The following is a 25,389-nucleotide window of genomic DNA, read 5'->3' as shown; positions in this document are numbered from 1 at the left end:
TCTCCCGCAATGGCTCCCTCGCCGCTCGCGACGCTGATCACCGGGCGCCGCCGCGTCGGCGCCCTCGCGCTGGCCGGGCTCACCCTCGCCTGCCTGCTGCTCGCCATCGTCGCGATCGGCCAGGGCGCGATTTCGATCGCGCCCGGCCGAGTCGCCGAGATCCTGATCGCCAGGCTCACCGGCGATGCCACGCTGCTGGAAGGCCGCGACGTCCTCGTCGTCCTCAATATCCGCCTGCCGCGCGTGCTGCTCGGCCTGCTCGTTGGCGCCGGGCTCGCCGTCTCGGGTGCGTTGATGCAGGGGCTGTTCCGCAATCCGCTGGCCGACCCCGGCCTCGTCGGCGTCTCCAGCGGCGCCGCCTTGGCCGCCGCCGCCACCATCGTGCTGGGCGACCGTTTTCTGGCCGGCACCATGATGAAGCTGCCCTTCGCGCTGCTGCCCGCCGGCGCCTTCTGCGGTGGCCTCGCCTCGACGCTGGCGCTCTACCTCATCGCCACCCGCGGCGGCCGCACCTCGGTGGCGACCATGCTGCTGGCCGGCGTCGCCCTCGGCGCCCTGGCCGGTGCGCTCACCGGGCTTCTCGCTTTCGTCTCCGACGACCGGCAGCTGCGCGACCTGACCTTCTGGTCGCTCGGCAGCCTCGGCGGCGCGAGCTGGACGAAGCTCTCGGCGGTGGCGCCGATCATCCTGCCGCTCCTGCTGCTGATGCCGCTGCTGGCGCGCGGGCTGAACGGCCTGATGCTGGGCGAGGCCGAGGCCTATCATCTCGGCATCCCCGTGCAGCGCATCAAGGCGCTGGCGATCCTGCTCGTCGCGCTCGCGGTCGGCGCCAGTGTCGCCTCGGCCGGGATGATCGGCTTCGTCGGCATCGTTGTGCCGCATCTGATCCGCCTGTCCGTCGGCCCCGATCACCGGCTGCTGCTGCCGCTCTCGGCGCTGGGCGGCGCGATGCTACTGGTCGGCGCCGACATCGCCGCACGCCTGATCGTCGCCCCGGCGGAGCTGCCGATCGGCATCGTCACGGCCACGATCGGCGCGCCCTTCTTCCTCTGGCTGCTGCTGCGCCGCACGAGCGTCCTCGATGTCTGACCCGATGCCGATCCTCTCCAGCCATGGCGTGAGCTTCGCCGCCGGCGGACGACGCCTGGTCGCCGAAGCGAGCCTCGGCCTCGCCGGCGGCATGACCACGATCCTGATCGGCCCGAACGGCGCCGGGAAATCGACGTTGCTCAAGCTCCTCACCGGCGAACTCAAGCCGGTGGGCGGGCACATCGAGATCGCGGGGGCGCCGCTCGGCACGGTCCCGGCCTGGCGCCTGGCCTGCCTGCGCTCGGTCATGGCCCAGCATGCTCGGCTCGCCTTCCCGTTCAGCGCCTATGAGGTCGCCCGGCTCGGCGTCGACGGCGTCGGCCGGGCGCTGACGCGCCAGCGGCGCGAGGCGATCGTCGCCGAGAGCCTCGCGGCAGCCGGCGTCATCGACCTCGCCGGGCGGCGCTACCAGACGCTCTCCGGCGGCGAGCAGCAGCGCGTCCAGTTCGCCCGCGTCCTCTGCCAGCTCGAAGCCGGCCGCAGCATCGCCGAAAGGCAGGTGCTGTTCCTCGACGAACCGATCGCCAGCCTCGATCTCTGTCACCAGCTCGCTTTGCTCGACATGGCGCGCAGCATCGCCGCGCGCGGCGTTGCGGTGTTGATCGTGCTGCACGATCTCAACCTCGCCGTGACCTATGCCGACCATCTCGTGGTGATGGACCAGGGGCGGATCATCGCGCAGGGACCGCCAGCGCGCACGCTCGACGACGCGCTGCTGCGCCAGGTCTTCAAGGTCGACCTGACGCTGAGCCGCGCGCCTGCGCCCGGCCTGCCCTTCCTGCTGCCGCAGCAGCACCGGGCCCGGCCCGCGGCCTAGCCGAAAGACCGCACGTGCGGGTTCACCGGCGATTCATCCTGAATCGCGGCTTCACCATATCGCTCAACCGCTGCTTCACGGCTGCGCCCGTCAAACTCCCGCCAGCATCCGAACGGGAGTCTCGACCATGGCCAGATCCGCCGCCGCCCTCGGCCTCGCCGCCGCCCTCGCGGCATTCGGGCTCGCCGCCGGCACATCGGCCGAGGCACGCGAGGTCGTCGGCCTGCGCGACGATCGCTTCCAGCCGGGCACCATCGTGATCCGCACCGGCGAGCGGAAGCTCTATCTCGTCGTCGCGCCCGGCGAGGCGATCCGCTACACCATCGCCGTCGGCAAGGCCGGCAAGCAGTGGCGTGGCGTCAAATATGTCGAGGAGATGCAGGTCGATCCGGCCTGGGCACCGCCGGCCGAGGTCAAGCGCGACAATCCCCGGCTGCCCGACGTCATTCCCGGCGGCTCGCCACGCAACCCGATGGGTGCGCGCGTGATCGGCCTGGGACCGGGCGGGCAATACGCCATCCACGGCACCAACATGCCGAACACGGTCGGCACCGCTGCCTCCTATGGCTGCTTCCGCATGCACAACAGCGACGTGATCGACCTCTACGCCCGCGTCCAGATGGGCACCCCGGTCGTCGTGCTGCCCTGAACGGCCCGGATTTCGACGAAAGACGACGGCCAAGCGCCCGCAAAAGCCGTAATCGCAGGCGCCGCCCCCTCGCCCCCCGTGAAAAACCACGTTAACGTCGCGCCGCGACACGCAACCGCCCGCCTCGCGCGGGCCAGGAAGGGGCTACCCGATGGACCACCTCGCTGACGTGAAGAAGTTCGCCAAGAAGCCGTTGAACGAGGCTGCCTTTGCCGGCATGTCGAAATCCTACGCACTCGTCATGAGCAAGCCGGACACCCGCTACGTCGCCTGTTCCGACCCGGCCGAGGTCGAGCGCGTCCGCGAGAACTTCCTGAAGAAGAAGCTCGGCTTGAAGTCCGGCGATCTCGACGGCTCGATCAAGGCCGTCTGCGAGCACATGAAGGAGGACAGGACCAAGTCCCGCCTGACCTTCTATTACCTGCTGGCGGAACACCACGGAAAGCTCGACCTCTTCATCAAGAAGTAGATCTCGATCGAGCTGTGAGTCTTGGCCCGGCCTGCGCCGGGCATTCCCACCCGCAGATGCAGAATGGACGAACGATATGGCCGGCGGCGCAGCCGGCCGTAAAGCCGTTCAGTCGCGATAAAGATCGACGCGCGTCAGGGGGAGGCCGGACGGGCCCTTGCGTCGCTTCGAGACCAGCGTCTGGTTGACCAGCGCCCCGCCGCGCTCGAAGGCGAGCGAGCAGCCCGCCAGATAGAGCAGCCACATCCGCGTCCGCTCCGGCCCGATCTCGACCTCCGCCTTCGCCTTGTTGGCCTCCAGCCGCTCCCACCACAGCCGCGTCGTGCGCTGATAGTGCTCGCGCCAGCCTTCGACGTCGTGGATCTCGAAGCCGTGGCGCTCGAGATTGGCGATCGACATGCCCAGATGGTCGAGCTCGCCGCCGGGAAAGATGTAGCGCACCAGCGCGCGATACTCGGCCGGCATCTTGTTGAAGGCCTTCTCGGTCTTCTTGGCCCGACGCGAGATGCAATGGTGCAGGTAGAGCCCGCGCGGCCGCAGCAGCCGGTTCACCGCCTGGAAATAGGACGGATGGTTGCGGATGCCGACATGCTCGAACATCCCGATCGAGGAGATCTTGTCGAACTCCCCCTCCATCTGGGTGAAATCCTTGAGATGGAGCGTGACCTTGCCCTGCAGCCCGAGCTTCTCGACCTTCTCGCGCGCCAGGGCGAGCTGTTCCTCGGCCAGCGTCACGCCATGGGCCTCGACGCCGTAATGGCGCGCCGCATGGCAGACCAGCGCGCCCCAGCCGCAGCCGATGTCGAGGAAGCGGTCGCCCGGCTTCAGGCGCAGCTTCCGGCAGATCATGTCGAGCTTGTCGCGCTGGGCCCGCGCCAGGTCGCCATGGTCCTCGGTGAAATAGGCGCAGGTGTAGACCATCTCCTCGTCGAGGAAGAGCCGGTAGAAATCGTTCGAGACGTCGTAGTGATAGGCGATATTGGCCTTGTTGGTGGCCGGGGCGCCGTCGCGCGCGATCTCGTCGCCCTTGCGGTGGCCGATCGCCGCTTCCGCCTTGCCGGGGGCGAAGACGAAGCGTCTGACGACATCGAAGACCGCGCCCTTCGGGATGTTGCGCGCGAGCTTGCCCACCTTGCCGTCAGGCCGCGCGGCCGCGAGATCGAAGATCGAACCGTTCCGGATCGCGATCCTGTCGGTGATGTGCAGGTTGAGCAGCGTGTCGAGCTTGGGTTTGCGGATCAGCGCGGCAAGCACGCCGGGGTCGGCGATCGCGATGGCGAGCCCGTCGGCGGGCCAGCCGGCCGGGACGGAGCTGCCATCCCAGAGCCGGAAGCCGAGCTTCAGGCCGAGCTTTTCATGCGCCTCGGCCAGAAGGCGGCGCAGCGCCGCGAGACGCTTGTCGTTGCTGTCCATCACCGAAAATCCAATGCCCTTCCGGCGCTGTTTGGACGCAACCTCGCGGCTTGGCAATGTTTCGCGCCGGTCGATCCGGCCGGAGACCTCAGAAATCGCTGGCGATGCCCTTCACTTCCCAGTCGTCGTAGCGCACCGGTTCGAGCCCGCCGCGGCCATTCAGCTCGCGCGCCTTGGCGACTTCGGCGGCATGGGCATCGATCGCGGCCCGTCGCGCGGCGGCCTCGGCGAGCGCCCGCTCGGCGGCGGGCGAAATCGTCTTCGCCTGCGCCTGCCCGGCGGCACCCGGCATGTCGTCGTCGCTGGATTTTTCCGGCATCTCGGCTCGCCTTCCTCGCGGTTTCTCTTGCAGGATCGGGATAGCCCCCACCACATAGGGCACGGACCTGGCCTTCGCGAGGGCTTTCCCGCGCAGCGCCGCCGATAAAGGGGTATCGATGAACTACGTTCGCACCGGGATGTTGATGGCAGGCCTGACCGCGCTGTTCGGCGCCGTCGGCTATCTGCTCGGCGGCGGCGGCGGCATGCTGATGGCGCTCGGCTTCGCCGCCGTGACCAATCTCTTCAGCTACTGGAACTCCGACCGGATGGCGCTCGCCGCCCATAACGCCCAGGAGGTCGACGAACGCAGCGCCCCGGAACTCTACGGCATGGTGCGCGACCTCGCGGCGCGCGCGAACATGCCGATGCCGCGTGTCTACCTGATCCATGAGGACCAGCCCAACGCCTTCGCCACCGGCCGCAACCCGCAGAACGCGGCCGTCGCAGCGACGACCGGCATCCTGCGCGCGCTGACCTATGAGGAACTGGCCGGGGTGATGGCGCACGAGCTTGCGCACATCAAGAATCACGACACGCTGACCATGACGATCACCGCGACCTTCGCGGGCGCGATCTCCTCGCTCGTCACCTTCGGCATGTTCTTCGGCTCGCGCGACAACCGCCCGAACCTGATCGTCCAGATCCTGCTCTCGATCCTGGCGCCGATGGCGGCCGCCCTGATCCAGATGGCGATCTCGCGTTCGCGCGAATACGAGGCCGACAAGCTCGGCGGCCAGATCTGCGGCAACCCGGTCTGGCTCGCCGACGCCCTCGCCAAGATCGCGGCCGGCGTCCAGCACATTCCCAACGAGACAGCCGAGGCCAAGCCTGCTACGGCGCACATGTTCATCATCAATCCCTTGACCGGCGGCGGCATGGATAATCTCTTCTCGACCCATCCCGACACTGGTAACCGCATCGCCGCGCTGATGGAGCAGGCGCGCGCCATGGGTGTCGGCGCCACCGCGTCCGCAGCGGGCTTCACCACCCAGGCCGGCAACGGCCCATGGGGAAGCGCCCCGCGTCAGCCCGGCCCCTGGGGCTGAGATGGCTGGTCACGCTCCCTCGCGCCGCCGGCCCCCGGCAGCGACCCCGAAGCGCGACGATGCGCCGGGCCTGCCCGCCCGCCGTCTCGCCGCCGATGTCATCGACGAGGTGCTGCGCGCCCGCGTCGCGCTCGACGAGACCATCGAGCGGATGCTGCCGGAGGCCGGTCTCGACGCCGCAGATGCCGGGCTCGCCCGCGCCATCGCCGTCACCGCCTTTCGCCGGCTGGGCACGATCCAGCAGGCTATCGACGAGCGGCTCGACCGCGGCAGCCCGCGCCAGTCCGGCCCGTTCGAGCCGATCCTGACCGCAGCTGCGGCGCAGATCCTCTTCCTCGACGTGCCGGACCATGCCGCCGTCGATCTCGCCATCCGCCATCTGCACGAGGATGCGCGCTCCGCCCGCTATGCCTCGCTCGGCAATGCCGTGCTGCGCCGGCTCGTACGCGAGCGCGACGCGGTCCTGGCCGAGAGCCGGGCCGACGCCTTCCGCGACACGCCCGACTGGCTGGCCGAGAGCTGGCACGACGCCTATGGCGCGGAAACGGCGGCCGCGATCGCGGCGAGCCACCGCGAGGAGCCGCCCCTCGATATCACCGTGAAGGCCGATCCGGCCCACTGGGCCGAAGCGCTCGGCGGCGTCGCCCTGCCGACCGGCTCGGTCCGGCTGCGCGAGCGCCGGGCCATCGCCGAGCTGCCCGGCTTCGCGGAAGGCGCCTGGTGGGTGCAGGATGCCGCGGCCGCCCTGCCCGCACGGCTGCTGGCAGCACGCCCCGGCGAACGCATCGCCGATCTCTGCGCCGCGCCCGGGGGCAAGACCGCGCAGCTTGCCGCCGCGGGAGCCGAAGTGACGGCGCTCGATCGGTCGGCGCCGCGCCTGCGCCGCCTCAAGGCCAATCTTGCCCGCCTCGGCCTCACGGCCGAAGTCGTCACCGCCGATGCCGCAAACTGGAAGGCCGAGCCCTTCGATGCGGTGCTGCTCGACGCACCCTGCAGCGCGACCGGGACCATCCGCCGCCACCCCGACGTGGCCTGGACCAAGACACCGGAGGATCGCGACCGGCTCGCCGGCCTGCAGGCGCGCCTGCTCGACGCGGCGGCCACCCTGACGAAGCCCGGCGGGCGCCTCGTCTACTGCACCTGCTCGCTCGAGGCGCAGGAGGGCGAGGCCCAGATCACGGCCTTCCTGGCGCGTCATCCCCAATTTCGTCGCGGGCCCGTTGAGCCGGCGGAAATCGGCGGTTTGGCGGAGGCGATCGATGCGAACGGCGATATCCGGACCCTTCCGCATCAGCTTTCCGGTGAAACGGCGCGTCTTTCGGGATGGGCGGGATTTTACGCAACCCGCCTGATCAGGCTATGACGGAGCCGGGATTCGCGCGGCGCGCCGCCGCGCCCCGGGACGGAGCTTACGGGAGATTTGAACGGCTGGACTGAGCGACGGGGTTTGGCCCAGGCCGCGATCGGACGGGCGGCACGGCGGACCCGTGGCCAGTTCGTCGGCGCCACGCGCCGGCTCTGGCCCTTCGGCCGCGGCACCGCCACCCGCCTGCTCTTCGCGCCGCATGACCTGCGCACCGCCGATCCGACGACGGCGGGAGACTTCTACGCCGGCTACTACGCCTTTGCCGGGCGCACTTTGCGCAGCCATGGCGAATCCCCCTTCGACGTCGAGCCGCCGAGCGAGGCCTGGGCCGAGGCGCTCTACGGCTTCGGCTGGCTGCGCCATATGCGCGCCGCCGACACGGCGATCGCCCGCGCCAATGCCCGCAGCCTGGTCGAGGACTTCATCGCCCGGCGCCGCTACCGCCACGAGATCGCGCGCCGGCCTGCCGTCGCCGCCCGCCGACTGATCTCCTTCCTCTCCCATTCGCCGCTGCTGCTCGAAGGCTCCGACCACGCCTTCTACGAGCGCTATCTGCGCCATGTCGCGCAGCTGGCCGATCGGCTGGGCCTCGCCCTCGCCGGGGCGGTCGAGGGCACCGACCGGCTGAACAGCCTCATCGCGGTCACGCTCGCCGCCATCTGCCTCGACGGCCAGGATGCGCGCCGGCGCCGCTACGAAAGCCAGCTCTCGGACGAGCTGGAGGAGCAGGTCCTGCCCGATGGCGGCCATCTCTCGCGCAATCCGCGCCTGCTGATCGAGTTCCTGCTCGATCTGCTGCCGCTGCGCGAAACCTTCGCCGCCCGCGGCCTCGAGCCGCCGCAGGGCGTGCTGACGGCGATCGAGCGGATGATGCCGCATCTGCGCCTGTTCCGGCATGGCGACGGGGCGCTGGCGCTGTTCAATGGCATGGGCACGACACCGCCCGACCTGATGGCCACGCTCGCCGCCTATGACGACGCGCGCGGGCGCCCGACCGAGCACGCCGCCTATTCCGGCTACAGCCGCCTCGCCGCCGAGCGCAGCATCGTCGTCGCCGATGCCGGCGCACCGCCGCGCGGCGCCTATTCGACCGAGGCCCATGCCGGCTGCCTCGCCTTCGAGTTCTCCAGCGGCCCACAGCGCATCATCGTCAATTGCGGCGCCAGCCGCTTCGGCCCGCCCGAGCTGAGGCTCGCCGCCCGCAGCACCGCCGCGCATTCCACCCTCGTCCTCGACGACCGCTCGAGCGCGAATTTCGGGGTGGTCCTGGGCGAGAGCCGGATCGTCTCGGGACCGCGCGACGTCCGCGTCGCGCGTCAGGACGGAGTGGAGGGTCCGGAATGGGTGGCGAGCCATGACGGCTATCGCCGCAGCCTGGGCGCCGTGCATACGAGGCGCCTCCTGCTCGCGCGCGACGGCGCCGCCCTCTCGGGCGAGGACGAGGTCGCGCTGACCGGTGCCGGCGCCACACTGCCCGCCGCAATCCGCTTCCATCTGCATCCGCATGTCCGCGCCAGCCTGGTTCGCGACGGCAGCGGCGCGCTGCTGGCGCTGGCCTCCGGCGAGGTCTGGAGCTTCGAGGCCAGCGGGCTGCAGATCGCGATCGAGGAGAGCATCTTCCTCGCAGCGGCGGACGGGCGGCGGCGCACCGAGCAGCTGGTCGTCGCCTACGACGTCGTCGCGACGCCGCGCCTCGCCTGGCGCTTCAGCCGGATCAGCGCCGCCAATCCGCGCGCCGGCAAGACCGTCGCGGCCGCGATCGCCGAGCGCGAAGGAGCCGAGTCCGCACCCGACGCGTGACGGTCCTGCGACGGCGCGCTTTGCCTTTCGCGGCGCAGCATGATAGCCCGCGCGCGGCTGCCGAACTCAGAAACTGCCTTCGTCGCAATCCAGACCGGACCTGACCCCGATGCCGAATGAACTTCGCCGCGTCGAACGCGCTCTCCTTTCCGTTTCCGACAAGACGGGCCTGATCGACTTCGCGCGCTCGCTCCACAGGCTCGGCATTGCGCTGGTCTCGACCGGCGGCACCGCCAAGGCCATCGCCGAGGCCGGCCTGCCGGTCAGCGACGTCTCCGACCTCACCGGCTTCCCCGAGATGATGGACGGCCGGGTCAAGACCCTGCATCCGAAGGTCCATGGCGGCCTGCTCGCCATCCGCTCGCATCCCGAGCATCAGGCCTCGATGCTCGGCCACGGCATCCAGCCGATCGATCTGCTCGTCGTGAACCTCTACCCCTTCGAGGCGACGGTTGCGGCCGGCAAGGCCTATGACGACTGCATCGAGAACATCGACATCGGCGGGCCGGCGATGATCCGCGCCGCCGCCAAGAACCATCACGACGTCGCCGTTGTGGTCGAGCCTGCGGACTATCCCTCCGTCCTTGCCGATCTCGAGGCGCAGAAGGGCGCGACCACGCTGACGCTGCGCCGCAAGCTGGCCCAGAAGGCCTATGCTCGCACCGCGGCCTATGACGCGGCGATCTCGAACTGGTTCGCCAATGAGCTGGGCGACACGGCTCCGGCCTTCCGGGCGCTGGGCGGCGCCCTCGCCGAAACCATGCGCTATGGCGAGAACCCGCATCAATGGGCCGCCTTCTACCGCACGCCGGAGAACCGCCCGGGCGTCTCGACCGCCCGTCAGGTCCAGGGCAAGCAGCTCTCCTACAACAACATCAACGACACCGACGCCGCCTTCGAATGCGTCGCCGAGTTCGCGCCCGAGGCGTCCGCCGCCTGCGTCATCGTCAAGCACGCCAATCCCTGCGGCGTCGCCGCCGGCGGCTCGCTGCTCGAGGCCTATGAGCGCGCGCTCGCCTGCGACCCCGTCTCGGCCTTCGGCGGCATCGTTGCGCTCAACCGCAAGCTCGACGCCGAGGCCGCGAAGAAGATCGTCGAGGTCTTCACCGAGGTCATCATCGCGCCGGATGCCGACGAGGAGGCGATCGCCATGATCGCCGCCAAGAAGAACCTGCGCCTGCTGCTGACCGGCGGCCTCCCGGATGTCCGCGCGCCCGGTCTCGCGCTGCGCACCGTTTCCGGCGGCTTCCTCGCCCAGTCGCGCGACAACGCCGTCGTCGACGACATGGAACTCAAGGTCGTGACCAAGCGCCAGCCGAGCGAGCGCGAGCTCGCCGATCTGCGCTTCGCCTTCCGCGTCGCCAAGCACGTCAAGTCGAACGCCATCGTCTATGCCAGGGACCTTGCCACCGTCGGCATCGGCGCCGGCCAGATGAGCCGGGTCGATTCCTCGCGTATCGCCGCCTGGAAGGCCGCCGAGGCCGCGAAGGCGGCTGGCGTGGCGGAAAGCCTGGCCAAGGGCTCGGTCGTCGCCTCCGACGCCTTCTTCCCCTTTGCCGACGGCCTGCTGGCGGCGGCCGAGGCCGGCGCCACCGCGGTGATCCAGCCGGGCGGCTCGATGCGCGACGACGAGGTCATCAAGGCGGCCGACGAAGCCGGCCTCGCCATGGTCTTCACCGGGCACCGCCACTTCCGCCATTGACGGCGGCCTCGGTGGCGCGCCAGCCTCCGCGGCGAGACGACTGACGCGGAGGACGACGTGCACACGATCAAGGTCATCGGCATCGGCTTCGCCCTGCTCGGCATTCTGCTCGTGGCCGCGCCCCGTCTGGCCGTATCCGCCGGCCGGCCCATTCCCTTCGCGATCAGGCTCTTCCTGCCGCTCTGGTTCGTCGGCGCGCTGATCAACCTCTGGATCGGCGTCAGCCGGGCAGGCTATACTGTGATGGAGGAAGCTCCGATCTTCCTCCTCGTCTTCGGCGTCCCGGCTCTCGCCGGCCTGCTGATCCTGTGGCTGACTTCCCGAATCGTCCGATGAGCCTCGAATCCGTCCGCGCCTTCTTCGCCGAGCACGCCCCCGACATCGCCGTGATCGTCACCGAGCAGAGCAGCGCCACCGTGCCGCTCGCCGCGGCGGCCCATGGCGTCGAGCCGGGCCAGATCGCAAAAACCCTGTCGCTGCGCATCGGCGAGGAGGTGGTGCTCGTCGTCACCCGCGGCGACGCCCGGCTCGACAACCGCAAGGCCAAGGCCGCGCTCGGCGGCAAGCCGCGCATGCTCGGCCAGGAAGAGGTCGAGGCCCTGACCGGCCACCCCGTCGGCGGCGTCTGCCCCTTCGGGCTCGCCACGCCGCTCAAGATCTATTGCGACCTCTCGCTGAAGGCCTACGACATCGTCGTGCCGGCGGCCGGCTCGACGCATAGCGCGCTGCGCATCGGGCCGGCGCGCATGGCGGAGCTGACACAGGCGGAATGGGTCGACGTCTGCCAGGAAGCGCTGCCGGAGACAGCGGCGGCGGAGTGACGCTCAGCCTGCCGTCCGGGCGATCAGTTCCATCGCGGCAGCCGGATTGCGCACCTTGCCGCCGCTGATGACATAGAGGAAGACGTCGCGCTTCTCCCGGGGAGCGGCCGGCGCCACCGTCTCCAGCCCTTCCGGAACGCCGCCCTCGGCCCAGGCCTGCGCCGCCTTGGCCCAGCGTCCGAGACCGGCCTCGGAATAGCCCTTCGGCTCCGCCTCCTGCGTCCCCATGATGCGCGCATAGACGAAGGGCGCCGTCACATCGGCGATCTGCGGATAATCCGCATCGGCCGAGGTGATCGCCGCGACGCCATAGCCGCGCAGCAGCGCGACGAAGTCCGGCACGCGGAAACTGTCATGCCGGACCTCGACGGCATGACGCAGCGCGATACCGTCCAGCTCCTTCGGCAAGAGCTTGAGGAACGCCTCGAAATCCGCGGGATCGAACTTCTTCGTCGGCGCGAACTGCCAGTTGATCGGACCGAGCTTGTGCCTGAGTTCGGTCAGGCCGCTGGTCAGGAACTTCTCGACCGAGGGCCCGGCCTCCGCCAGAACGCGGCGGTTCGTGCAGAAGCGCGAACCCTTCAGCGCGAAGACGAAGTCGTCCGGCGTCTCTTCGCGCCATTTCGCGAAGCTCTCGGGCTTCTGCGAGCCGTAATAGGTGCCGTTGATCTCGATCGAGGTCAGCTTGCCCGAGGCATATTCGAGCTCGCGCTTCTGCGGCAGGCCGCCCGGATAGAAGGCGCCGCGCCAGGGCTCGAACACCCAGCCGCCGATGCCGATACGAATCCTGCCCGTCCTGGCCGCCATGGCGCTGCCTTCCTGTTCGATGACGCGCGCGATAGTGCCTCCGGCGACCGCGCCCCGCCACCCGATTCCAACGAGATCGCCGCGAACCTAGCGCGAGGCGCGGGTGGGATGTGTCAGGATGGGCGACGCATAGCGGGATGCGACCGCACGGAGCGCATCGTTCAGTCTCTCGCCGCCATGCGGGGTCTCTGCACACAGTGCTCGTGCCAGCCGACGATCGCGGCCTGGAGGCCGGCCGTGCCGGGTCGGGTTTCGTGTCGCGCCTCGCTCGGGGTGACGCCGAACCGCGCCCGGAAGGCGCGATGGAACTGCGTCGCGCTGGAGAAGCCGAAGCTGTGGGCGATCTTCGCGATCGACCAGTGGCCGCCATTGACGGAGGCCAGGGCGTGGAAGGCCGCATCGAGCCGCTTGTCGCGGATGAGGGCCGCGACGCCACCCTCCGCCACGAACATCCGATAGAGATGGGCGCGCGAGACCTGGAAGCGTTGCATCAGCAAGGCCGGGCCGAGATCCGGAGCCGCCAGGTGGCTTTCGATGAAATCGAGCAGGCGGTGGCGCAGCACGAGCCCGAGCGCCGGATCCCGCGGCGGCGCCTGCCGCGACAGACAAGCGCCAAGGAGCCCGATCGCGGCGTCCTCGATGGCGAGCGTCTCGCTTTCATCCAGGGTTTCCGACAATTTGGCGAAGCTCGCCATGAAGTCGGTCAGGAACACCGTAACCGGTGCGCCCCGCTCGAGAACGAGGCCGTGCAGATCGCGCCCCGGGGCCGCTTTCTCGACGGCGCTTCGCGGCAGCATCAGCGACAGCATCGCGCCGCGGTCGACCTCGCCGCAGAAGGGTCGGCTCAGATCGAAGACGCAGATATCGCCGGCCGTGATCGCGGTCGGACGCTCCCCGCAGGCGCCTTCGTGCCGGCCATTCAGGAGCAGGCGGATGAAGTACTGGTCCATCCCCGCGGCGATATGGCGGCGCTCACGGCGATAGCGCTGCGGCCCGTGCCGGGATGCGACGACCGCCATGCGCCCGACGAGGCGCGAGCGCAGCGACAATTCGAGCGGTTCGGCGCCTTCGGACAGCGCTCTCGGCTCGAAGAAGTGCCGTGACATCTCGCGGCACAGGTCGGTCCGCGCGGCTGGCTCGACCATATCGGTCGACAGGATGATTTCGTTTGCCACCGAGCCGCCCCCAGCCGGTTTACCGATCTCTCATGCGAAACCCGGTTCTGGGATGCAGAATGCGGGCGAATTGGTTGATGGCGCGTAACCGCACGCTCCGGCCGGTTCACCATGCTCGGCACTGAGACGCGACGCCATGGAATATGAGACGTGACGCTGCATCCGAATCGGCCCCCGCATGGGAGTATGCCCGTTCAAGATGGCGGTGTTCGCCCAGCGACGACGCCCTCATCGTCCGAGGTGATGCACAGGCGAAATCAAAAGCTCCTCAGGGCGCTCCACGCGCGATGCCCCAGTTTCTCGATATCGACGCTGCACAGACGACAGATGCCGGACCCGGATACATGATTCCTGCCTTTCCCTTCCTTCGCCGAGTCGCGGCCGCCGCTTCCTTCGGCCTCCTGGCATCCACCACGACGCTCCCGGCAAGCGCGGCCGACCTCTCCGCACCCAAGACTGACCAGGCCAGCCCAGCCGTACCGCGCGAATGGACCCTCAGCGTCAGCCCCTATCTCTGGGCCGCCTCGCTTAACGGCGATGCCGGTGCATTCGGCTTCCAGCGCAGTGTCGACGTGCCCTTCCGCGACACGCTGAAGAACCTCAATGCCGGCGTGATGGGTAACATCGAGATCGGCAACGGCGTCTTCGGCGCCTATCTCAACGGGCAATATGTCGACGTCTCCAGCGACGAACGCCTGGGCCGGTACGATTTCGGCGTCGGCATGCGCTCCACCCTGGTGGCCGTCGGTGCCTATTACCGCGTCTACGAGGCCGCGCTCGGCGGCAGCACGGTCAACGGCACGCCGCGGATCTTCGCACTCGAGCCGACCGCCGGCGTTCGCTGGTCGCGCATGACCGGCCGCCTCGGCTTCGGCAGCTTCCACATTTCCCACAGCGAGGGCTGGCTCGACCCCTATCTCGGCATGCGGGCCCAGCTCGACCTGACCGATCGCTGGAACCTGATGCTGGAGGGCGATGTCGGCGGCTTCGGCGCGGGCACGCGGCTGAGCCTCAACGGCCAGGCCTATCTCGGCTATCGCACCGAGCTCCTCGGCCGCCCGACCATCCTGCGCGCCGGCTATCGCGCGCTGTACCAGGATTATCGCGACGGCAGCTTCCAGTGGAAGGTGACGCAGCACGGGCCGATCATCGGCGCCACCTTCCAGTTCTAGCGCGTTTCCCGGGCGTGACGGCCCCCGCGCCGCGCCCGATCCAGTTCCATTTCCATTGTCGTGACCGAGGGAGGCATCGCATGTGCCTGGCTTGTAATCCTGGACAGATGGCCGTGCTGCGCAGCGCCGCCTCCCGCCGCGATTTCATGAAATATCTCGGCGCGGCCACCGGGGCGGCCTTCCTCTGCACAGACCCCTTCCCGGCCCTGGCGCAGCCTGCGGCAGCATCGGACCTGGCCGACATCATCTTCAAGGGCGGCCCCGTCCTGACCATGGACGGCAAGGCGCCGCGCGCCGAGGCGCTTGCCATCCGCGGCAACCGGATCCTGGCGGTCGGCAAGCTCGACGAGGTGCAGGCGCGCGGCGGCCCGAAGACGCGGGTGATCGACCTTCAGGGCCGGACCCTGATGCCGGGCCTCATCGACCCGCACATGCATTTCGTCTTCACGGTCTTCGAGGACTGGATCGACGTCAGCCCGATCACGACGCCCGACTATGCGACCGTGATCGCCAAGCTCAAGGACGGGGTGGCCAAGGCCAAGCCGGGCGAGTGGGTGCGCGCCCAGCAATTCGACGCCAGCATCACCCGCGACGCCAAGATCCCGACGATCGCCGAGCTGGACGTCCTCGCGCCGAACAATCCGTTCTTCATGCAGGAGAGCAACGGCCACATCGCCTATGCCAACAGCCTCGGCTTCAAGGCGGCCGGCATCACCCGCGACACCCCTGACCCGTCAGGCGCGCGCTTCGTCCGCGATTCCAACGGAAACCTGACCGGCCGGATCGAGGAGATGGCCGCGCAGGAGATGATCATCGACAAGATGCCGGCCCCGAGCGCCGCCGAGATGGCCGGGCGCGCGCGGCGCCTGATCGCGCGCTGCGCCTCGGTAGGCTGCACGATGGTGCATGACAACGGCATCGGCCTGATGGCCGGCATGCAGGACCTGGCGCTTCTCGATGCCGTGGCCGGCAACGCCAACTCGCCGCTGCGCTACCGGGGCATGCTGATCTCGACCCTGATGGACGAATGGGAGAAGCAGGGCATCAAGCCCGGCCGCGGCAACGACTTCTTCCGCGTCGACGGCATCAAGGCCTGGGCCGACGGCTCGAACCAGGCCCGGACCGGCTATCAGCGCGAGAACTATCTCGGCACGAACGGGCGCGGCGCGCTGAACTACACCAAGGAGCATGTCACGGACGTCATCCGCCGGGCCCATGCCGGCGGCTGGCAGGTCGGCGTGCACGCCAATGGCGACGCCGCGATCGACATGACGCTGGACGCCTATGAGGCCGCGCTCAGCTCGGCGCCCAAGCACGATTTGCGCCACCGCATCGAGCATTGCAGCGTCCTCCACCCCGAGCAGATGGCAAGGATGAAGCAGCTCGGCCTGTCGCCGTCCTTCCTGATCGGCCATGTCCGCTGGTGGGGCAAGGCGTTCAGGGACCGGCTGCTGGGGCCGGAGCGCGCACGCTTCTACGACCCCTGCGCCTCGGCACTCGCCGCGAATCTGCGGATCTCGCTGCATTCCGACTGGAACGTCACGCCGATCGAGCCGCTGCGCTGCGTCGAGGATGCCGTGACGCGGGTGATGCACGAGGGTGGCGACGTCTTCTTCCCCGAGGAGCGCATCCCGGTCGAGGCCGCATTGCGCGCCGTGACGATCGACGCCGCCTGGCAGTGCCTTATGGACGACCAGATCGGCACGCTCGAAACCGGAAAGCTCGCCGATTTCGCCATCCTCGAGCAGGACCCGACCGCCCCGCAGGTCAAGATCGGCAAGATCAAGGTCAGCGAGACCTGGATGGACGGCGTCCAGCGCCACGTCGGCTAGGGTATCGACAAAGAAGGCGGGTCGCTGCCCCGGCAAGGTGCGCAGCGATCCGACATCGCGCTTCGGAAGGTCGCCGGTCCGCCCCTCCTCGGGAAGGGCCGGACCGGCGGGCATCCTCAGCTGTAGAAGATGCCGCCATCCACGTTCAGCGCCTGGCCGGTCACGAAGGCGGAATCGTCCGAGGCGAAGAAGGCGACCGGCCCGACCACGTCCTCGGGATTGCCGAGCCGATGCAGGTCCGTGACCTTCTCGAAATAGGCCACGCGCTCGGGATCGCGCAGATTGTTCATCCCCATCTCGGTCTGGATGATGCCGGGGCAGACCGCGTTCACGGTGATGCCGTGCTGGCCGAGCTCCATCGACGAGACGCGCGTGAAGCCGACCACCGCCGACTTCGACGCCGCGTAGTGCGACTGGCCCGGCCCCCCGGTCCGCGCGGCGAGCGAGGCGATGTTGACGATGCGGCCGTAGCGCCGCTCGCGCATATGCGGGATCAGCGCCTGCGTCATCTGGAACACGCCGCGTGCATTGACGGCGAGCGTGGTGTCCCAGAGCTCGGGCGTCAGCTCCTCGATCGAGGCGAGCTTCAGGATGCCGGCATTGTTGACGAGGGCATCGACATGGCCGAGCCCGCGCACCGCCTCGGCGGCCGAGCGGCGGCAATCCTCGGGATTGCTGACATCGGCCAGGATGGTGACACAGCGTCGACCCCGCTCGGCGACCTCGCCCGCGACCGACGCAAGCGTCGCCTGTTGCGGGCCGATATCGGTGAGCGCGAGGTCGTAGCCGCGCTCGGCGAGTCCAAGCGCGATGGCCCGGCCGATGCCGCGGCTGGCCCCCGTCACGATGGCGTGTCTGGTCATGTCGGTTCTCGCTTCAGATGAGAAAGAGATAGCGGTCGCGCTCAGGCGGGCTTGCGGACCGGCAGGCTGTTCATCGCCTGCACGGTCTCGTCGAAGGAAACGAGGTTGGCGCCGGAACCCAGGCCGGTAGCGACCAGCGCGGCCGTCGCGGTCGCGAGCCTTGCGCATTCGCTGAGCTCCCAGCCCCGCACGAGGCCGGCGATGAAGCCGCCGGAATAGGCGTCGCCGCAGCCGGTCGTGTCGCGCACCGGGACCTCGAAAGCCGGCATGGTGAAGTTCTGGCCGTCCCGCGTCATCACGAAGGAGCCCTCGCCGCCGAGCGAGATCGCGCAGGCCCCCGCGCCCCGCTCGAGGAAGAAGCGGGCGCAGGCCGCCGGATCATCCGTCCCGACCATCACCGCCGTCTCGTCGATGCTGGGCATGAAGAAATCGACCTCGGGCAGGAGCGGCTCCAGCAGCGCCAGCGTCTCGGCGCGGGCCGAGATCAGGTCGAGCGTCGTGGTGCGGCCGGCCTTGCGCGCATCGGCGAGGAGCGCGCGGGAGGGCTCGCCATCCATCGCCAGCAGCGAGCCGACGCCGCCGAGATGGACGATCCGCCCCTGGCAGGCGCGAGCCTGCGCCGCGGCGGAAATGCGCCAGCGGGCGGAAGCGCCGCGGGCATGGAGGGCGGGGCGCGACCCGTCCGGCCGGATCGGCAGGATCGTGGCCGAGGTCGGGCTATCGGCGATGCGCTCCATCACCGAGACGTCGATGCCGTCGCGGCGCAGCGCGTCGAGCACCCAATCGGCCTTCTCGTCCTCGCCGACCGCACCGACCGCGAGCGCCTTCAGGCCGAGCCGTGCGCAGGGAACGACGGTTCCGCCTGCCGTGCCCGCCACGGTGAGGCGGATTTCGTCAATCAGGTAGCGCGTGCCGCCCGGCGGAATGTCGCTCACCGGCACGCCAAGGATATCGAGGATGTAGGAGCCGCAGACGCTGACATCATGGGAGGGCGACATGGCAGGTTTCTCGGGATCGAAGTGGGTGGATGGTGGCAAAGGCGGGGCGACAGCGCCGCCTCAGCCGCCGGCGGCCGGTGCGGAGACCTGCGGCTTGCGCTCGCGCAGGCCGTACTGGCCCCAGCGCTTGAGGATGCTGTCGATCTCCTCGTCCGGCAGCAGCGGCGGCGTGCCGATCTGGAGACAGCCGTGATATTGCCGCGCCAGGGTCTCGACCTCGACGGCGAGCCACAGCGCCTTGCGCAGGCTGACCCCGGTCGCGATCAGGCCGTGATGGGCGAGCAGGCAGGCGCGGCGATCGGCCAGCGCCTCCAGCGCCAGCCGCGACAGCTCGGCCGTGCCGTATTGGGCATAGGGCGCGCAGGGGATGTCGTTACCGCCGGCGGCGGCGATCATGTAGTGGATCGCGGGGATGCCGCGATGCATGATCGCCAGGGTCGTGCAGTAGGTCGGGTGGGCATGGACGACCGCGCCCGCCTCCGGCTTCGCCTTCAGGATGTCGAGATGGAAGCGCCATTCCGTGGAGGGCACATTGCCCTCCCGCGCCGTCCAGCCGCCATCCCAGTCCATGAAGACGATGTCGTCGGGCGTCATCTGGTCATAGGCCAGGCCGGAAGGCGTCAGCAGGATGCCGTCCTCGACACGCACGCTGATATTGCCGGAGGTGCCCTGGTTGATGCCCGCCGCGGTCATCTCGCGGCAGGCCGTGACGATGGATTGCCGCAACGCGCGGTCGTCCCGGCTGCTCATTGCATCGTGTTCCCTATGTCAGAACAACATTCCATAATCGCGACGAGGCGCGCCCGCCCGTGCCGACGCACGCCGCGGGCCTCGATCAGCGGCTGACGTCGATGACCACGCGGCCGCGGATCCTGCCGGCGACGATCTCCTCCGCCAGGGCCGGCAGGGCCGACATCGGCTCGACGCGGGCGATGCGGCCGAGCTGCGCCTTGTCGAGGTGATCGGCCAGCGTCTTCCAGGCGCGTTCGCGCTTGCCGGCCGGCGCCATCACGCTGTCGATGCCGAGAAGGCTCACGCCGCGCAGGATATGCGGCGCGACGGTCGCCGGAAGGTCCATGCCGCCCGCCAGTCCGCAGGCGGCGACCGCCCCGCCATAAGCCGTCTGCGCCAGCACATTGGCCAGGGTGGTCGAGCCGACGGAATCGACCGCACCGCCCCAGCGCTCCTTCTGCAGCGCGCCGCCCTTCTCCGCCAGCGCGGCCCGGTCGACGAAGGCGGTAGCGCCGAGTTCCGACAGATAGGCATGCGTCTCCGGCCGGCCCGTCGCCGCGGTGACGGTGTAGCCCTTGCGGGCGAGCAGGCTGATCGCGGTCGAGCCGACGCCGCCGGCGGCGCCCGTCACCAGCACCTCGCGGCCGCCGGGCGCGATCGCCCCCCAATCCTCCAGCGCGTCGACGCAGAGCGCCGCCGTGTAGCCGGCGGTGCCGATGCCCATGGCCTGCTCGAAGGTGAAGGCGTCGGGCAGCCGCGTCAGCCATTGCGGCTTCAGCTTCTGGAAGCGCGCATAGCCGCCCCACTCCGTCTCGGACAGGCCCCAGCCATTGACCAGGACCTTGTCGCCCGGCTTCCAGTCGGGCGAGCGGCTCTCGACCACGGTTCCGGCAAGATCGATCCCCGCCACCATCGGCAGCCGGCGCGCGATCCGCCCCTTGCCGCTGATCGCGAGGCCGTCCTTGTAGTTCAGCGTCGAGAAGGAGATTTCGACGAGCACGTCATGGTCGGGCAGCTCCGCCACTGTGAGATCGCGGAACTCCGCGCGCGGGCGCCCCTCGTGATCGACGATCATCATGGCCCGGAAGCTATCGTTCATGGTTCGACCTTCTCGCTGTTGCGATGATTTCGTTTTGCCGGATGCGCCGGCCCGCGCATGCCGCTGTTCTCAATGCCGTGGCAGATGGCCGAGCGCCGCACTGATCGAGCGCGCCGCCTCCCGGACGTCTTCCGAGAACTGCTTCAGTTCCTTCCGCTTCAGCCGGGAGTCCGGGCCCGATATGCCGATCGCACCGGCGACTTCACCGGCCTGGCCGAGGATCGCGCAGGCACAGGCCGCGATCCCGTCACGCCACTCGCCCTGCAGCACCGTCGCGTAGCCCTGCTGCCGGATCTGCCGGATATCGGCCATGAGTTCCTCGGGCGTCACCCGCGTCGTCGCGGTGTAGCGCTTGAAGAGCGGCCGGAAGCGGTCGAGCGCCTCGTCTGGCTCATGCGCCAGCATCGCCTTGCCGGTCGCCATCGCAAAGGCCGGCGCGCGCATGCCGACGCTGGTATGGGCCCTGATCTGATGCTTGCTCTCGATCTTGTCGACATAGACCACGTCGGTGTCGTCGAGCACGGAGAGATGAACCGTTTCGCCCGTCGCCTGGGCCAGTTTCTCCATGGCCGGCCGCGCGATGGAGACGAGGTCGAGGCGCCGGACGACTTTGCTTCCAAGCTCCCAGATCTTCAGCGTCAGCTCATAGGTGCTGCTCGGCGGCGGCATCTGCCGGACGAAGCCCTGCGCCTGCAAGGTCGCCAGCAGGCGGTGCACATTGCTCTTGGTGAATTCCAGTTCCTTCGCGAGATCGGTGATCCCGCGAGGCTTGTCGCTGCGCGCCAGGACCTCGAGGAGCCGCAGCCCCTTCGTGAACGCCTTGTCCATCGTGTAAACCCGGTCTCCTGAACCTGGCTAATCTCTATTCCCGGCCGCGCTCCGCGGGAAGACGGCCGCCTGCCGGCGGCCGCCTCCGCGAACGGCTACTTCGCCAAGAGCGCGTTGAGCTTTTCCTGGCCGTGCTCCTCATTGGTCGAGCGGCCGTCGGGAGAGGTCGCCCCCCAATAATCCGGGCTCCACTCGATCGCCTGGGCGAGATTCTTGGGGTTGTTCGCCCAGGAGCCGCTGATCTTCGGGTCCGCCGCGTCGAAGACGACGGAGGAAGGCAGCGCGACCGGGAAGTTCGAGGTGAGCGTCGCCGCGCGCTTGGGGTCGAGCCGCCAGGACAGCACCTTCAGCGCGTTCTCGTAGTTCGGCGCGCCCTTCGGGATCGAGAAGAAGTCGTAATAGACGAAGCCCTGGTTCCAGGAGATCGCCACCGGCGCGCCCTCGAGCGCGAATTTGCTCATCGAACCGGTATAGGCCATGCACATGTCGGCCTCGCCATCGAGCAGGAGCTGCGGCGGCTGGGCGGCGGTGGTCCACCATTTCGTCACATGCGGCTTGATCTCGGCGAGCTTCTTCAGCGCCCGCTCCATGTCGATCGGATAGAGTTTGTCCTTCGGCACGCCGTCCGCCATCAGCGCCGCCTCGAAGGTGAAGCGCGACCAGGCCGGCATGCAGCGCCGCCCCGGGAACTTCTTCACATCCCAGAAATCGGCCCAGTTCTGCGGCTCGGCACCGGCCTTGTACTTGTCCTTGTTCCAGGCGAGGCCGACGCCGATGACCTGCAGCGCCACGCCCTTGGGCCGCTTGAGGTTGTCCGGCATCGCGGCGAGCGTCTTCTGCGCGGATTCGGAGAGCTTCTTGTAGTCGATCTCCGCCAGGCAGCAGTCGCCGAGGATCTTGGTTTCCTGGTCGAAGATGAAAGCGAGGTCCCAGGAGGCCTTGCCGGCTTCGGCCTGGGCCTTCAGCCGCGGGCCGCTGCGCGCCTCCTGGACGGTCACGACCTTGATGCCCGTCTCCTTCTCGAACGGCCCGTACATGATCTTGCGCAGGGCTTCGCCATAGGCGCCGCCCGGATCCTGCACGATCACCTCCTTGCTCTGGGCCTGCGCGCCCTGCGCCAGGCCGAGCGGCAGCGCCATCGCGGCCAGGGCGGGCAGCACCCGCCAGATCGTCATGCGTTGCACCATGTCTTTCCTCCCTCTCTCTTTCTTTCGTTGTGTGCGCATCAGGCGCCGGCGCGGGTGCGCGCCAGCACCGGGCCCGCGAGCGCGAGCCCGATCACGACCAGCAGGACCTCAAGCGAGGAGACCACCGCGAGGACCGGGTTGAGCTGGTAGTTGATGTCGGCCCAGAGCATCAGCGGCAGCGTCTTGAGCTGCGCGCTCGACAGGAACAGCGACAGCACCAGCTCGTCGAACGAGTGCAGGAAGGCGAAGAAGGTCGCCGCCGCCAGGCCGGGTGCGATCGCCGGCAGCGTCACCGTGCGGAAGACGGTGAGCGGGGACGCGCCATGCAGGGCCGCCGCCTGCTCGAGGCGTCGGTCGACGCCCTGGAGCGCGGCCGAGACGATGATCACGACGAGCGGGATGCCGCCGATCGCATGGGCCGAGGCCAGGCCCCAGATCGACCCCACCAGATCGAAGCGCAGGAACAGGCTGTAGAGCGAGAGGCCGAGCACGACCGGCGGCACGATGACCGGGCTCACCAGCAGGAGCATGATCACCGACTTGCCGCGGATCTCGCTGCGCACGATCCCCATCGCGGCGCAGGCGCCGAGCACCACCGAGATCACGGCCGAGGCGGCGGCGATCACCGTGGAATGCCAGAAGGCGTCCATCCAGTTCGGATCGGAGAAGAATTTCTCGTACCAGCGCAGCGAGAAGCCTGGTGGCGGGAAGGTGAGGTAGGAGGCGCTGCTGAACGAGATCACCATCACCACCAGGATCGGCAGGATCAGCGTCGCGATCACCGCCCCGGCCAGGATGAAGACGGTCCAGCTGCCCCAGGCGGGGCTGAGCCGGCCGAGCAGCCGCAGGACGGGCCAGCCGACCCGGTCGGCGAGGCCGCTCAGGAGGCTGCGCCGCGGCGCGCCGCCCTCGCCGGCGTCGGCGGCGCTCGCCTGCCCCGCCGCGCCGGCGGCCCTGCTGCCGCCCCAGATGAATTCGAAGCCGAGGAAGTGGCCGGCGACGCCGACGAAGAGCAGGGTGATGACCAGCAGCACGACGGCAAGCGCCTGAAGGAAGCCCTCGCTGTTGATGAAATCGGCCTGCTGGACGATGTGCATGGCGAACATCTGGTCGCCCGGCCCGCCCAGCAGGGTCGGCGTGATGAAGAAGCCGAGCGCGGCCACGAAGACGAGCAGGAAGCCCGCCCCCATCCCTGGCAGGGTGAGCGGCAGCATGATGCGCCAGAAGGTGGCGATCGGCCCGGCGCCGGAAGCCTGGGCGGCGCGTGGCAGGGCCGCATCGAGGCGCGACACGCTGGAATAGATGCTGAGCACCATGATCGGCAGCAGCACCGCCGTCATGCCGAGCAGGACCGTGCCGCGATTGAACAGCAGCTGGGCCGGCTCGCTGAGGAGGCCGAGCCCGACCAGAAGCTTGTTCACTGGGCCGTTCCGGCCAAGCAGCACCATCCAGGCATAGGTGCGGATCAGAATCGCGATGAAATAGGGCAGGATCACCGCCGCGGTGATCAAGATCTGGGTGATGCCGGAGGTGCGCCGGATAAGGAGCGCCGTCGGATAGCCCAGCAGCAGGCACAGGGTCGCGACCGTCAGGGATATCTGCATCGTCCGAACGAGCGAATCCCAGTAGAGCGGCACCGAGAAAACCCGCTCGAAGAAGGTCGACCATGTCGGCCCGCCGACGCTGAGGCGGACGAGGTCGATGACCGGCAGCAGGTAGATGAAGCCGAGGAAGAGCCCGGCCGGCAGCAGGAGCAGCGCGGGGTTCGAAAGCCTGCCGCGGAGGCTGCCGTGTCTCTGGTCGGCGAAGCTGGTCGCGGCGGCGCTCACGCGAGCACCCAGCAATCCGCCGCGCCCCAGCTCACATGCAGGCGCTCCCCGGCGGCCGGCAGGCTCCGCCCGGCCGCATCCATGCAGCGGATCAGCAGCGTCTCGCCGCTATCCGTCCGCGCCTCGATCCGCAGGACCTCTCCGAGGAACAGCGCCGAGGTCACCGTGACCGGCATCGCGTGCGGCCCGGGGCCGTCGGCGATGGCGATCCGCTCCGGTCGCACGAGCACCGTCGCGCGCCCGACCTCGATGCCGTGCCCGGCATCGGCCTCGAAGACGTATCCGGCACGGTTGCGCAGCGCCATCGTCGCGCCGCGACGCTGGACGATCTCGGCCTCGATCAGGTTGCTCTCGCCAACGAAGGAGGCGACGAAGCGGTTCTGCGGATGCCGGTAGATGTCGACCGGCGTGCCGATCTGCACGATCCGCCCGGCATCCATCACCGCGATGCGGTCGCTCATCGTCAGCGCCTCGCCCTGGTCATGGGTGACGAACAGGATGGTGCTGCCGATGGCGCGGTGCAGCTCGCGGATCTCGATCTGGATGGATTCCCGCAGCCGCCGGTCGAGCGCGCTCAGGGGCTCGTCCATCAGGACGATCCGCGGGCGCCGGACGATAGCGCGGGCGATGGCCACGCGCTGCTGCTGGCCGCCGGACATCTGCGAGGGCGTCTTCTGCGCATGCTCGGAAAGCCGCATGATCTCGAGCGTCTCGGCGACGCGGCGTTCCGCGGTGGCGCGGTCGACGCCGGCCATGCGCAGCGGGAACGCCACGTTCTGCGCGACTGTCATGGTGGGAAAGAGCGCGTAGCTCTGGAAGACCATGCCGAAGCCGCGCTTATGCGTCGGGACATGATCGATCGGCGCGCCGTCGACATGCATTTCGCCGCTGTCGAGCTTCTGGAAGCCGGCGATGAGGTTGAGCAAGGTCGTCTTCCCGCTGCCGGACGGGCCGAGCAGGGTGATGAACTCGCCCGGCCGGATGTCGAGGGAGATGCAGTCGGCCGCGCGGAAATCGCCGTAGTTCTTGACCACGTCGCGCAGGACGATGCCCGCGCCGATCGAGCCCTGTGCGCGCGCCGCACCCGACATCCGCGCCTCCGCCGACGGCTCGGCGAGAGACGCCCGTTCAGTCGCCATCGCGTTTCTCCCAGTGTTCTGAAATGTAGAACGCTATTCTGTTTTCTTTCAATAATCAGCTTGATCGCGACGCTGTCAAGCTGTCTCATCAGGGCCGGAGATGGATGACGAGCGACATCGAATGAGCCCGCCCATGGCCGTATTGACAGCGCGATTGGCAGGCCGCTACGTTATTTTTCAGAATATCGTTCTATAATTTAGAACATGACGACGCCACGGTTCGCTGACGGCGTCA

At 69.0% G+C, this 25,389-nt stretch carries 24 protein-coding genes; 12 read left to right on the top strand and 12 right to left on the bottom strand.

The window, feature by feature from the left end; all coding sequences use genetic code 11:
* Nucleotides 1-9: 9 nt before the first annotated feature.
* The 4 genes from B5Y19_RS03775 to B5Y19_RS03760 all read left to right on the top strand — a co-directional run bounded on the left by B5Y19_RS03775 (nt 10) and on the right by B5Y19_RS03760 (nt 3,024).
* Nucleotides 10-1,089 (top strand): FecCD family ABC transporter permease, encoded by a 1,080-nt coding sequence (locus B5Y19_RS03775; RefSeq protein WP_055729101.1) that lies wholly within the window; start codon nt 10-12, stop codon nt 1,087-1,089.
* Nucleotides 1,082-1,906 carry a heme ABC transporter ATP-binding protein gene (locus tag B5Y19_RS03770; protein WP_055729102.1) on the top strand — a complete coding sequence of 275 codons (825 nt, stop codon included), beginning with the start codon at nt 1,082-1,084 and terminating at the stop codon, nt 1,904-1,906. Before B5Y19_RS03775 ends, B5Y19_RS03770 begins: the two co-directional genes overlap by 8 nt.
* A 127-nt stretch (nt 1,907-2,033) precedes the next feature.
* The gene (locus B5Y19_RS03765; protein ID WP_055729103.1) at nt 2,034-2,555 is read left to right on the top strand and encodes a L,D-transpeptidase; all 522 of its coding nucleotides are present in this window, start codon (nt 2,034-2,036) and stop codon (nt 2,553-2,555) included.
* A 151-nt stretch (nt 2,556-2,706) separates the two neighbouring features.
* A complete protein-coding gene (locus B5Y19_RS03760) occupies nt 2,707-3,024 on the top strand; it encodes a DUF2853 family protein (protein WP_055729104.1) in 318 nt (105 codons plus the stop codon).
* Between the two features lie 108 nt (nt 3,025-3,132).
* On the opposite strand, the gene B5Y19_RS03755 is transcribed toward B5Y19_RS03760, so the two are convergent.
* Nucleotides 3,133-4,437: a class I SAM-dependent methyltransferase gene (locus B5Y19_RS03755; RefSeq protein WP_055729105.1), complete on the bottom strand. Its 1,305-nt coding sequence runs from the start codon at nt 4,435-4,437 to the stop codon at nt 3,133-3,135.
* Between the two features lie 88 nt (nt 4,438-4,525).
* A complete protein-coding gene (locus B5Y19_RS03750; protein WP_055729137.1) occupies nt 4,526-4,729 on the bottom strand; it encodes a DUF1674 domain-containing protein in 204 nt (67 codons plus the stop codon).
* Between the two features lie 145 nt (nt 4,730-4,874).
* Here B5Y19_RS03750 and htpX point away from each other — a divergent pair, with 145 nt between their 5' ends.
* The 6 genes from htpX to B5Y19_RS03720 all read left to right on the top strand — a co-directional run bounded on the left by htpX (nt 4,875) and on the right by B5Y19_RS03720 (nt 11,493).
* Nucleotides 4,875-5,804, top strand: coding sequence for a zinc metalloprotease HtpX (gene htpX / locus B5Y19_RS03745; RefSeq protein ID WP_055729106.1), 930 nt, complete (start codon nt 4,875-4,877; stop codon nt 5,802-5,804).
* 1 nt (nt 5,805) lies between these two features.
* A complete protein-coding gene (locus tag B5Y19_RS03740; RefSeq protein WP_055729107.1) occupies nt 5,806-7,167 on the top strand; it encodes an RsmB/NOP family class I SAM-dependent RNA methyltransferase in 1,362 nt (453 codons plus the stop codon).
* 57 nt (nt 7,168-7,224) lie between these two features.
* Nucleotides 7,225-8,970, top strand: a complete 1,746-nt coding sequence (locus B5Y19_RS03735; RefSeq protein ID WP_079591126.1) for a heparinase II/III family protein — start codon at nt 7,225-7,227, stop codon at nt 8,968-8,970.
* A 109-nt stretch (nt 8,971-9,079) separates the two neighbouring features.
* Nucleotides 9,080-10,672: a bifunctional phosphoribosylaminoimidazolecarboxamide formyltransferase/IMP cyclohydrolase gene (purH, locus tag B5Y19_RS03730; RefSeq protein WP_055729108.1), complete on the top strand. Its 1,593-nt coding sequence runs from the start codon at nt 9,080-9,082 to the stop codon at nt 10,670-10,672.
* Nucleotides 10,673-10,729: 57 nt separating this feature from the next.
* Entirely contained in the window at nt 10,730-11,008 is a 279-nt protein-coding gene (locus B5Y19_RS03725) for a hypothetical protein (RefSeq protein ID WP_055729109.1), read from the top strand.
* The gene (locus tag B5Y19_RS03720) at nt 11,005-11,493 is read left to right on the top strand and encodes a YbaK/EbsC family protein (protein ID WP_055729110.1); all 489 of its coding nucleotides are present in this window, start codon (nt 11,005-11,007) and stop codon (nt 11,491-11,493) included. Before B5Y19_RS03725 ends, B5Y19_RS03720 begins: the two co-directional genes overlap by 4 nt.
* Before the next feature lie 3 nt (nt 11,494-11,496).
* Here B5Y19_RS03720 and B5Y19_RS03715 read toward each other — a convergent pair whose 3' ends face one another.
* A complete protein-coding gene (locus B5Y19_RS03715; protein WP_055729111.1) occupies nt 11,497-12,300 on the bottom strand; it encodes a DUF72 domain-containing protein in 804 nt (267 codons plus the stop codon).
* A gap of 161 nt (nt 12,301-12,461) precedes the next feature.
* Nucleotides 12,462-13,475 carry a helix-turn-helix domain-containing protein gene (locus B5Y19_RS03710; RefSeq protein ID WP_055729112.1) on the bottom strand — a complete coding sequence of 338 codons (1,014 nt, stop codon included), beginning with the start codon at nt 13,473-13,475 and terminating at the stop codon, nt 12,462-12,464.
* 344 nt (nt 13,476-13,819) lie between these two features.
* On the opposite strand from B5Y19_RS03710, the gene B5Y19_RS03705 reads away from it, so the two are divergent.
* A complete protein-coding gene (locus tag B5Y19_RS03705) occupies nt 13,820-14,647 on the top strand; it encodes a hypothetical protein (protein ID WP_079591124.1) in 828 nt (275 codons plus the stop codon).
* Between the two features lie 80 nt (nt 14,648-14,727).
* Nucleotides 14,728-16,479, top strand: a complete 1,752-nt coding sequence (locus B5Y19_RS03700) for an amidohydrolase (protein WP_079591123.1) — start codon at nt 14,728-14,730, stop codon at nt 16,477-16,479.
* 116 nt (nt 16,480-16,595) lie between these two features.
* On the opposite strand, the gene B5Y19_RS03695 is transcribed toward B5Y19_RS03700, so the two are convergent.
* The 8 genes from B5Y19_RS03695 to B5Y19_RS03660 form a co-directional block, all read right to left on the bottom strand.
* Entirely contained in the window at nt 16,596-17,342 is a 747-nt protein-coding gene (locus tag B5Y19_RS03695) for an SDR family NAD(P)-dependent oxidoreductase (protein WP_055729114.1), read from the bottom strand.
* Nucleotides 17,343-17,383: 41 nt separating this feature from the next.
* Nucleotides 17,384-18,340: a carbohydrate kinase family protein gene (locus B5Y19_RS03690; RefSeq protein WP_055729115.1), complete on the bottom strand. Its 957-nt coding sequence runs from the start codon at nt 18,338-18,340 to the stop codon at nt 17,384-17,386.
* 60 nt (nt 18,341-18,400) lie between these two features.
* Nucleotides 18,401-19,090, bottom strand: coding sequence for an L-fuculose-phosphate aldolase (locus tag B5Y19_RS03685; protein WP_055729116.1), 690 nt, complete (start codon nt 19,088-19,090; stop codon nt 18,401-18,403).
* An 85-nt stretch (nt 19,091-19,175) separates the two neighbouring features.
* Nucleotides 19,176-20,171 carry an MDR family oxidoreductase gene (locus B5Y19_RS03680; RefSeq protein ID WP_055729117.1) on the bottom strand — a complete coding sequence of 332 codons (996 nt, stop codon included), beginning with the start codon at nt 20,169-20,171 and terminating at the stop codon, nt 19,176-19,178.
* 69 nt (nt 20,172-20,240) lie between these two features.
* Nucleotides 20,241-20,999, bottom strand: a complete 759-nt coding sequence (locus B5Y19_RS03675) for an IclR family transcriptional regulator (RefSeq protein ID WP_055729118.1) — start codon at nt 20,997-20,999, stop codon at nt 20,241-20,243.
* 95 nt (nt 21,000-21,094) lie between these two features.
* Nucleotides 21,095-22,186, bottom strand: coding sequence for an extracellular solute-binding protein (locus tag B5Y19_RS03670; protein ID WP_055729119.1), 1,092 nt, complete (start codon nt 22,184-22,186; stop codon nt 21,095-21,097).
* A 38-nt stretch (nt 22,187-22,224) separates the two neighbouring features.
* The gene (locus tag B5Y19_RS03665; protein WP_079591122.1) at nt 22,225-24,015 is read right to left on the bottom strand and encodes an ABC transporter permease subunit; all 1,791 of its coding nucleotides are present in this window, start codon (nt 24,013-24,015) and stop codon (nt 22,225-22,227) included.
* The gene (locus B5Y19_RS03660; protein ID WP_079591121.1) at nt 24,012-25,154 is read right to left on the bottom strand and encodes an ABC transporter ATP-binding protein; all 1,143 of its coding nucleotides are present in this window, start codon (nt 25,152-25,154) and stop codon (nt 24,012-24,014) included. Before B5Y19_RS03660 ends, B5Y19_RS03665 begins: the two co-directional genes overlap by 4 nt.
* Nucleotides 25,155-25,389 lie beyond the last annotated feature (235 nt).

Source organism: Allobosea thiooxidans (assembly GCF_900168195.1).
Lineage (GTDB): Bacteria > Pseudomonadota > Alphaproteobacteria > Rhizobiales > Beijerinckiaceae > Allobosea > Allobosea thiooxidans.
This window is presented reverse-complemented; position numbering and strand designations above follow the sequence as displayed.

Coding starts and splice junctions, on each gene's coding strand:
- B5Y19_RS03700 (WP_079591123.1), top strand. CDS start 14,728: ATGTGCCTGGCTTGTAATCCTGGACAGATGGCCGTGCTGCGCAGCGCC.
- purH (WP_055729108.1), top strand. CDS start 9,080: ATGCCGAATGAACTTCGCCGCGTCGAACGCGCTCTCCTTTCCGTTTCC.
- B5Y19_RS03690 (WP_055729115.1), bottom strand. CDS start 18,340: ATGTCGCCCTCCCATGATGTCAGCGTCTGCGGCTCCTACATCCTCGAT.
- B5Y19_RS03680 (WP_055729117.1), bottom strand. CDS start 20,171: ATGAACGATAGCTTCCGGGCCATGATGATCGTCGATCACGAGGGGCGC.
- B5Y19_RS03750 (WP_055729137.1), bottom strand. CDS start 4,729: ATGCCGGGTGCCGCCGGGCAGGCGCAGGCGAAGACGATTTCGCCCGCC.
- B5Y19_RS03685 (WP_055729116.1), bottom strand. CDS start 19,090: ATGAGCAGCCGGGACGACCGCGCGTTGCGGCAATCCATCGTCACGGCC.
- B5Y19_RS03720 (WP_055729110.1), top strand. CDS start 11,005: ATGAGCCTCGAATCCGTCCGCGCCTTCTTCGCCGAGCACGCCCCCGAC.
- B5Y19_RS03760 (WP_055729104.1), top strand. CDS start 2,707: ATGGACCACCTCGCTGACGTGAAGAAGTTCGCCAAGAAGCCGTTGAAC.
- B5Y19_RS03740 (WP_055729107.1), top strand. CDS start 5,806: ATGGCTGGTCACGCTCCCTCGCGCCGCCGGCCCCCGGCAGCGACCCCG.
- B5Y19_RS03705 (WP_079591124.1), top strand. CDS start 13,820: ATGATTCCTGCCTTTCCCTTCCTTCGCCGAGTCGCGGCCGCCGCTTCC.
- B5Y19_RS03675 (WP_055729118.1), bottom strand. CDS start 20,999: ATGGACAAGGCGTTCACGAAGGGGCTGCGGCTCCTCGAGGTCCTGGCG.
- B5Y19_RS03775 (WP_055729101.1), top strand. CDS start 10: ATGGCTCCCTCGCCGCTCGCGACGCTGATCACCGGGCGCCGCCGCGTC.
- B5Y19_RS03755 (WP_055729105.1), bottom strand. CDS start 4,437: ATGGACAGCAACGACAAGCGTCTCGCGGCGCTGCGCCGCCTTCTGGCC.
- B5Y19_RS03660 (WP_079591121.1), bottom strand. CDS start 25,154: ATGGCGACTGAACGGGCGTCTCTCGCCGAGCCGTCGGCGGAGGCGCGG.
- B5Y19_RS03770 (WP_055729102.1), top strand. CDS start 1,082: ATGTCTGACCCGATGCCGATCCTCTCCAGCCATGGCGTGAGCTTCGCC.
- B5Y19_RS03715 (WP_055729111.1), bottom strand. CDS start 12,300: ATGGCGGCCAGGACGGGCAGGATTCGTATCGGCATCGGCGGCTGGGTG.
- B5Y19_RS03670 (WP_055729119.1), bottom strand. CDS start 22,186: ATGGTGCAACGCATGACGATCTGGCGGGTGCTGCCCGCCCTGGCCGCG.
- htpX (WP_055729106.1), top strand. CDS start 4,875: ATGAACTACGTTCGCACCGGGATGTTGATGGCAGGCCTGACCGCGCTG.
- B5Y19_RS03695 (WP_055729114.1), bottom strand. CDS start 17,342: ATGACCAGACACGCCATCGTGACGGGGGCCAGCCGCGGCATCGGCCGG.
- B5Y19_RS03765 (WP_055729103.1), top strand. CDS start 2,034: ATGGCCAGATCCGCCGCCGCCCTCGGCCTCGCCGCCGCCCTCGCGGCA.